9 protein-coding genes are annotated in these 6,805 nt (G+C 74.3%); 4 read left to right on the plus strand and 5 right to left on the minus strand.

From position 1 onward, the window contains the following. A partial coding sequence (locus J0670_RS25740) for a hypothetical protein (protein WP_207814049.1) occupies positions 1 to 436 on the plus strand: 436 nt, incomplete at its 5' end. A 17-nt stretch (positions 437 to 453) separates the two neighbouring features. On the opposite strand, the gene J0670_RS25745 is transcribed toward J0670_RS25740, so the two are convergent. Together J0670_RS25745 and J0670_RS25750 are read right to left on the minus strand one after the other, a co-directional pair. Further along, positions 454 to 1,143, minus strand: a complete 690-nt coding sequence (locus tag J0670_RS25745) for a lytic transglycosylase domain-containing protein (RefSeq protein ID WP_207814050.1) — start codon at positions 1,141 to 1,143, stop codon at positions 454 to 456. 72 nt (positions 1,144 to 1,215) lie between these two features. Then, entirely contained in the window at positions 1,216 to 1,422 is a 207-nt protein-coding gene (locus J0670_RS25750) for an antitoxin (protein ID WP_207814051.1), read from the minus strand. A 481-nt stretch (positions 1,423 to 1,903) separates the two neighbouring features. On the opposite strand from J0670_RS25750, the gene J0670_RS25755 reads away from it, so the two are divergent. After that, positions 1,904 to 2,293: a DUF6542 domain-containing protein gene (locus tag J0670_RS25755; RefSeq protein WP_207814052.1), complete on the plus strand. Its 390-nt coding sequence runs from the start codon at positions 1,904 to 1,906 to the stop codon at positions 2,291 to 2,293. Continuing rightward, positions 2,286 to 3,893: an LCP family protein gene (locus tag J0670_RS25760; RefSeq protein ID WP_207814053.1), complete on the plus strand. Its 1,608-nt coding sequence runs from the start codon at positions 2,286 to 2,288 to the stop codon at positions 3,891 to 3,893. Before J0670_RS25755 ends, J0670_RS25760 begins: the two co-directional genes overlap by 8 nt. 52 nt (positions 3,894 to 3,945) lie before the next feature. Here the strand turns inward: J0670_RS25760 and J0670_RS25765 are convergent, their stop codons facing one another. Further along, on the minus strand, positions 3,946 to 4,275 hold the full coding sequence (locus tag J0670_RS25765) for a hypothetical protein (protein ID WP_307806688.1): 330 nt from the start codon (positions 4,273 to 4,275) through the stop codon (positions 3,946 to 3,948). Beyond that, positions 4,272 to 5,078, minus strand: coding sequence for a nucleotidyltransferase domain-containing protein (locus J0670_RS25770; protein ID WP_207814054.1), 807 nt, complete (start codon positions 5,076 to 5,078; stop codon positions 4,272 to 4,274). The genes J0670_RS25765 and J0670_RS25770 overlap by 4 nt, the downstream gene beginning before the upstream one ends. A gap of 129 nt (positions 5,079 to 5,207) precedes the next feature. Between J0670_RS25770 and J0670_RS25775 the strand changes: the two genes are divergently transcribed. Next, positions 5,208 to 5,645, plus strand: coding sequence for a DUF4259 domain-containing protein (locus J0670_RS25775; RefSeq protein WP_207814055.1), 438 nt, complete (start codon positions 5,208 to 5,210; stop codon positions 5,643 to 5,645). 7 nt (positions 5,646 to 5,652) lie between these two features. On the opposite strand, the gene J0670_RS25780 is transcribed toward J0670_RS25775, so the two are convergent. Beyond that, positions 5,653 to 6,805 (minus strand): MFS transporter (locus tag J0670_RS25780; protein WP_207814056.1); only part of this gene is annotated, 1,153 nt, incomplete at its 5' end.

Genomic DNA, 6,805 nt, shown 5'->3' on the forward strand with positions numbered 1-6,805 from the left:
CTGGGAGAGCGACCACGACCCGGTCACCGGGGACTTCACCGGCACGCTCTCCGCGACCGCCGCCGACGGCCGTACCGTCGGCCCCTGGCGCCTGGTCGCCGTCCCGGGCCGACCGGGGGTGTACACCACCAGAGAACTCCTCCCGGCCGGGCACTGGCGGATCACCGTCGACTGCGCGTTCCCCGCCCCGGGGCACGGTGAACGCGAGCTGGACGTCGAGACCGCCGTGCCCGGCGACGCGGCGCCGCTGGCCCTGGGCACGGAGTCCGCGCCCACCCCCGCGCTCGCCTCCACCCCTGCGGCGGCGGTCGGCAGGGCGGCCCGCGTGCACGAGACCACCGACGCCACGACCGCCTGGGCCGCCATCGGCACCGCCGTCACGGCCGTCCTGCTGGTCGCCACCGGTCTCTGGCTGCGCCGTCGCACCCAGTGCTGAACCCCGGCTCGCGGGGGCTACTTCACGGCCTCGCCGGACTTCGCCCAGTTGTCGTGGAGGCGGTCCAGGTAGGACTGCGCCTGCGGGCCGATCTTGACGCCCCGGGCGAAGGCCAGCATGTTGCCCGCGCCCGCGTTGTAGCCGAGGGCGAGCAGTTCGTCCTTGGTCAGCGGGGCGCCCGGGCGGACGGGGAGCTGCCCGGCGAGGTCGCGCAGGTGCCAGGCGGCGGCCTGGATGGCCAGGTCGCGGTCGTCCGGCAGCTCCTCCCACTGGCGGGAGGCGAAGGGGCGGCCCGGTTTGGTGTCGTCGAAGGCGGCCCGGTGCATGTTGGCGATGCCGAAGGAGGCGTCGGGCTTCGTGCGCTGCCAGGCCCGTTCGAGGTCCGGGTCGTGCGGCTTGTACGACTCGTTGTAGAGGATCGCCATCAGCAGCTGCGGGTTCACGCCGGCCTCGGCGGCGTACCGGCGCACCGGATCCGCGTAGTCGGCCGGGTCGTAACGGCCGGAGGGCTTGGACGGCGCGGCGGACGGGGTGCCGCCGCCGGACGGGGCGTCGGCCGCGGACTGCGTGGCGGACGCCCCGGGGGCGGACGGGGAGGCGGCCGTGGTGTCGTGGCCGCCCCCGCGGACGATGCCCCACCCGGCGGCGGCCAGCACGCCGATCACGATCCAGCGCCCCCAGCGGGACCTCTTCTGCTCTTCGCTCACCGCTGCCGGCCCTCCCCGTCCGCCCGTACCTTCGTTCGATCGACGTATGGCCGATCGTGCCCTACGGCCGGCCTACTCGGCGGGCTTCTGGTCCCCGTCGAGGTTGCGCAGGAAGTCCTTCGCCTTCTCGACGCCGGTGTCGATCTGCCCGCTGTACTTGCGATCCGTGCGGTCGTCGATCGCGTCGCCGACCTTCTCCAGGCCCTGCCCGAGCACGTCGCTGTGCTCACGGGCGAGGTCGGTGGCCTTGTCCGCGAGGTTCTTCAGACTCTCAAACATGGTGACGCTCTGCTCCTCTGATGCGTTCCTGATGGTGTGCCGACGTGGCGGGGATCATGGTCATCCTAACGACGGCCCGCCGGGCGGTCCGCCCCTGCCGGAAGGCGGCGGGTGACTTTGCTGAAATGGATTTGTATGCTCCAGCCCATCCTCTACAGGCCTGTAGAAATTGGGAAGCGCCGCAGGACGGTGACGTCCCGGCGCGTGCGGTGGCGTGGTCACGCCGCCGCAGCCGTAACGATCGAGGGAAGTGCGCATGGCCGGTCAGCGGGCGAGAACGCCGTACCAGGACGCGGGGCCGCGCACCGAGGACCGCGGTGTGCCGGCCCAGCGCTCCCGTGCGGCCGCCGGCGGAGGGCCGGGAGGTCCGGGCGGGGCCCGGGAGGCCCGCGCGCCGCGGGCCGGGTCCCCGCGGGCCGGGTCCTCGCGAGCCGGGTCCTCGCGCCGCAGGCAGCAGGCCCGGCGGCGCACCGGTCCGCTGGTGGCGCTCACGGCCGTCGGGCTGCCGGTGCTCGGCGGGATCGCGGACGAACTGGGCGGGCCAGGCGTCGGCGTCCTCTTCACGATCGGCGCGGTGCTCGGCACCGCGGGCGCGGCCGCGCTGTGCAGCCGGACCGGCCGGTGGTGGGTGGTCACCGCCGCCCCGGTCGTGGTGCTGCTCACGGCCGCCGGCGTCGACTACCTGTCGAACCCCGACAAGTACCAGGGCAAGGGCCTCGGCACCGGCGCGGTGCGCTGGGTGGTCGCGGCGTTCCCGGTGATGGCGGCCGCCGTGGCTGCGGCGCTGCTGGTCACCGCGGTCCGGGCCGTGCTCGACCGGCGACGACGCGAGCGAGCGGGCGCCCCGGGCGGAAGGAGCCGCCGTGGCTGAACGCGGACACCGCCCTCGCCCCCGCGGCCGCGCCCAGCGCCGCGCCGCCGCCCCGCTGATCGTGGCCGGCCGCACCCTGGCCTGCACCGTCTCGGTCGCGGTGCTCGGGGCCAGCGGCTTCACCTGGTACGAGTACCGCAGCCTCGACGACGGCATGATCAAGTCCGGCGCGCTGAGCGAGGCCAAGAAGAACGCCCCGGCGCACCTGGACAAGTCCGTCAACCTGCTGCTGATCGGCCTCGACAGCCGCAAGGACATGGACGGCAACGACCTGCCCAAGCAGGTCGTCGAGGACGAACTGCACGCGGGCTCCAGCGAGATCGGCGGGTACAACACCAACGCCCTGATCGTGCTGCACATCCCGGCCAACGGCGGCAAGGTCAGCGCGCTGTCCGTCCCGCGCGACGACTACGTGCAGACCGTCGGGGCCGACGGCAGGATGCACAAGATCAAGGAGGCCTACGGCATCGCCAAGGAGGCCGCGGAGGCGAAGCTCGCCGGCAAGGGCCTCTCCAAGGCGGAGCTGGAGCGGCAGAGCCGCGAGGCGGGCCGCTCGGCCACCATCCAGACCGTGCAGAGCCTCCTGGACGTGCCGATCGACCACTTCGCGGAGGTCAACCTGATCGGGTTCTACGACATCGCCAAGGCCGTGGAACCGATCCAGGTCTGCCTCAACCACCCGGTCGACGATCCGATCGTCGCCCGCACCGCCACCCACGAGGGCGGCGGCACCGGCCTCAAGCTGCCCGCCGGGATCAGCTCCCTCAACGCCGCCCAGGCGCTGTCCTTCGTCCGCCAGCGCCACCACCTCACCAACGGCGACCTCGACCGCACCCACCGGCAGCAGGCCTTCATCTCCTCCGTCGAGTACCGGCTCAAGCAGCAGGGCATCCTCAACGACTTCGGGCAGATGCAGAAGCTGTTCGGGGTGGTGAAGAAGGACGTGGTCATCGACAACGAGTGGAACGTCCTCGACTTCGCCCAGCAGGCGCCCAACCTGACGGGCGGCAACGTCGAGTTCAACACGCTGCCGATCGCCGGGTTCAAGACCGTCGGCGGGCAGGAGGTCAACACCGTCAACCAGGACCTGATCAAGAAGATCGTCCGACAGCTGTTCAACCACGAACCGGCGCCCGCCGCCCCGGCCTCGACCCCCGGCGAGGCCCCGAGCGAGTCGGCCGCACCGACCGGCGCGCCCTCGCCCGGCGCCACGCCCAGGTCGGTGGTCGACGTCAACGCCGCGGCGGGCGCGGGCGCGGCCGCCACCGAGTCCAAGGCGCTGGCCGAACTCGGCTACCAGGCGGGCCGGATCGGCGACGCGCCCGCGCGGACCCGAGCCACCACGGTCACCTACGGCAGCGGCGCCAAGGCCGACGCCCAGCAGATCGCCGCCCGTTACGGCGTCACCGCGACCCCGGCGTCCGGAGTCGGCGCGGGCCGGGTCGTCGTCACCCTCGCGGCCTCCCGCACCCCGACCGCCGCACCGGCCACGCCCTCCGCCGCCGGCACGGCCCCGGCCGACGGCGCCACCGACCCCGCCGCCGCCCTGCCCATGCAGGGGCCGGCCGTGAAGGCGGGCGGGATCCCCTGCGTCGACTGAGGCGAAGCGCGCGTCCACCGGGCGGGGACGAGGCCCCTGAGGGGCCGCCGGTTCAGGGCCGGTGGACGCGCAGGGGCCTGCGGTGGAGCACCTCGACGTACACGATCCGGCCGTCCGCCACGTCCAGGATGAGCTCGCCCCGCTCGGGGAGCAGCGGTACGCAGCGGTGGTCCGGGCCGTAGGGCTCGTCCGCGGGGCGTGCCGCCGTGTAGAAGCTCTGGCAGGAGTCGTCGCCGCAGCCGCACTCGGCGACCAGCCGCAGGTCCCGGGCGCGGACGGCCAGGTCGCGCTCGCCCTCCTCCTCCAGGAGGGTGATCAGCTCGTGGGCGAGCTCGGGGAGGACCTCGCGGACGAAGGGGTGCTCGGGGGCCAGGCCGGTCACGGGCGCGGGGCCTTCTCGCCGTGGACGGCGGTGTACTCGGCGGCGAGCCAGGGGCCGAGGTCGGTGATGAGGGCGGTCAGGGTGGCGCGGTCGGTGGTGGGGGTGCGGGCGACGGCGGCGGCGAGGCGCAGCTGCGCGGCGCGCTCGGGGTAGTACGCGGCGAAGGCCTCGGCGGAGGCGGTGAGGTCGCTGGTCCAGCCGTTCCAGCGGGGCATGACCAGGGTGAAGGCGGTGCGGACGAGCCGGCGGGAGACCGCGCGGCTGAGCGCCCGCAGCTCGGTGTCCGAACCGGCCGTCGCCAGCCGTTCGCGCCACCCGGGGAGGGCGAGCGCGAGGTCGCCGTTGGTCTCGCGGGCGAGCAGGGAGGACGGGCGGTAGCGGGGGAGCCGCTCGGCGAGGTCCTCGCCGAGCAGCGGGGTGCACAGGCAGGCGACGAACCAGCCCAGGTCGTGGCGCTCCAGCTCGCTCAGCAGCGTGCCGGTGTCGAACAGGAGCACGCCGACGCCGTCGACCTGAGGGAAGGCCGAGTCCAGCGCGGCCTCCAGGGCGTCCGCCGCGGCGCGGTCGGCCGGCGTGGGCGGACGGTGCAGGGCGAGCAGCAGGTCGAGGTCGGAGACGCCCGGGATCGCGGTGCCGCGCGGGACGCTGCCGTAGAGGTAGGCGCCGTGCAGCACGGCGGGGCCGAAGGCGGCGGCGATCCGCTCGCGGGCGGCGTCGACCACCGGCGCGAACTCCGCCGACACCCGGGCCAGCGAGCCCTCCCGCGCGATGTACCCGTCCCCGTCCAGGCCCCTGTCGATCATGGAGGCATCCTGCCGGTCCGCCCACCGGTCGGCCAGCGATTTTGCCGGGAACTGACGTCGGGTCGAATTGTCAGCCGGGCATGCCAGCATTCATCGCACACGAACACGGAAGGACTGGGAGGACTTCGCATGGGGACCTGGGACATCGGGCACTTCGACAACGACACCGCGGCGGACTTCGCTGGCGGCCTCGACGACGTCGAGCCGGTCGAGCGGGTCGGGCTGATCCGGGCGGCGCTGGAGCGCGCCGCCCGGAACCCGGAGTACCTGGACGACGACGAGGGCGTGGAGGCCGTGGCCGCCGCCGCGCTGGTCGCCGCGCAGTGCCCGGGCGGCGCGGCGGTGACGACCGCCTACGGCCCGGACGAGCCGATACCCCCGCTGCCCGCCGAGCTGCGCCCGCTCGCGGTGGGCGCGCTCGACCGGGTGGTGGCGGAGGAGTCGGGCCTCGCCGAGCTGTGGGACGAGAGCGGGAGCGGCCCGGCCTGGCGGAAGGGCATCCGGGCCCTGCGCGACGTCCTGGAGCCGGTGCCGCCGACGACGGACGCGCCGCTGTTCACGCTGTGACCGGCGGTCAGTGCCTGGTCGCGAGCCGCCAGTAGCCGAGCGCGGCCAGGCTGGTGGCGGCACCGAGCAGGCAGACGGCCGTCCAGCCGCCGTGGTCGTAGACGACGGTGGAGAGGATCGCGCCGGCTCCGCAGCCGGCGGAGTAGAGCAGCATGTAGCCCGCGGTCAGGCGGCTCTGGGCCTCGGGGCGGACCTGGTAGAGGAGGTGCTGGTTGATCACGTGCACGGACTGGAGGCCGTAGTCGATCACGACCATGGCGAGCACCAGCCACCACAGCGAGTGCGGCAGCAGCGCGGCCGGGATCCAGCCGATCAGCATGGCCGACAGGCCGATGCCCGCCGTGCGTTCGGCCCTGCCGCGGTCGGCCTGCCGGCCGGCGTACCCGGCGCCGAGGGCCCCGGCGGCACCGGCCAGGCCGAAGAGGCCGATCTGGGTGTGGCTGAGGTCGAAGGGAGGAGCGGCCAGCGGCAGCACCATCGGGGTGAGCAGGACGGTGATGGAGGTGAAGGTGAGCAGTGCCAGGACGGCCCGGACGCGGAGCACGCGCTCCTCGGCGAAGAGCGTGAACACCGAGGCGACCAGCCGTAGGTAGCCGGTCCGTTCGGCGGTCCGTGCTGGGGTTCGGTGGTGTTCGGAGGGGAGCGCGGCCGCGACGGCGAGGGCCATGGCCCCGGTCGCGATCGCCGAGACGACGTAGACGGCGCGCCAGCCGGCCAGGTCGCCGATGGTCCCGGCGACGGTGCGGGCGAGCAGGATGCCGACCACGATGCCGCTGGTCACGGTGCCGACCACCCGGCCCTGGTCGCCGGGCGCCGCGAGCGAGGCGGAGTAGGCCACCACGACCTGGGCGACGACCGCGAGGGCGCCGACGGCGGCCATCGCGGCGAGCATCAGCGGTGCGGAGGGAGCGAGCGCGACGGCGGCGAGCGCGAGGACGGAGAGTCCGAGCTGGGCGGTGATCAGGGTGCGGCGGTTGACGCGGTCGCCGAGCGGGACGATCAGCAGGAGGCCGAGGGCGTAGCCGGTCTGGGTGAGGGTGCCGACCAGGCCGATCGTGGCCGGGGCGATGCCGTAGTCCCGGGCGATCAGGTCGAGCAGCGGTTGCGAGTAGTAGACGTTGGCGACGGCGAGGCCGCAGGCGACGGAGAGCAGCCAGGCG

Source organism: Streptomyces sp. FH025 (assembly GCF_017427025.1).
GTDB lineage: Bacteria > Actinomycetota > Actinomycetes > Streptomycetales > Streptomycetaceae > Kitasatospora.

Bases quoted from the DNA above. Each gene is read 5' to 3' on its own strand.
- J0670_RS25750 (WP_207814051.1), bottom strand. From the start codon at position 1,422: ATGTTTGAGAGTCTGAAGAACCTCGCGGACAAGGCCACCGACCTCGCC.
- J0670_RS25775 (WP_207814055.1), top strand. From the start codon at position 5,208: ATGGGGACCTGGGACATCGGGCACTTCGACAACGACACCGCGGCGGAC.
- J0670_RS25770 (WP_207814054.1), bottom strand. From the start codon at position 5,078: ATGATCGACAGGGGCCTGGACGGGGACGGGTACATCGCGCGGGAGGGC.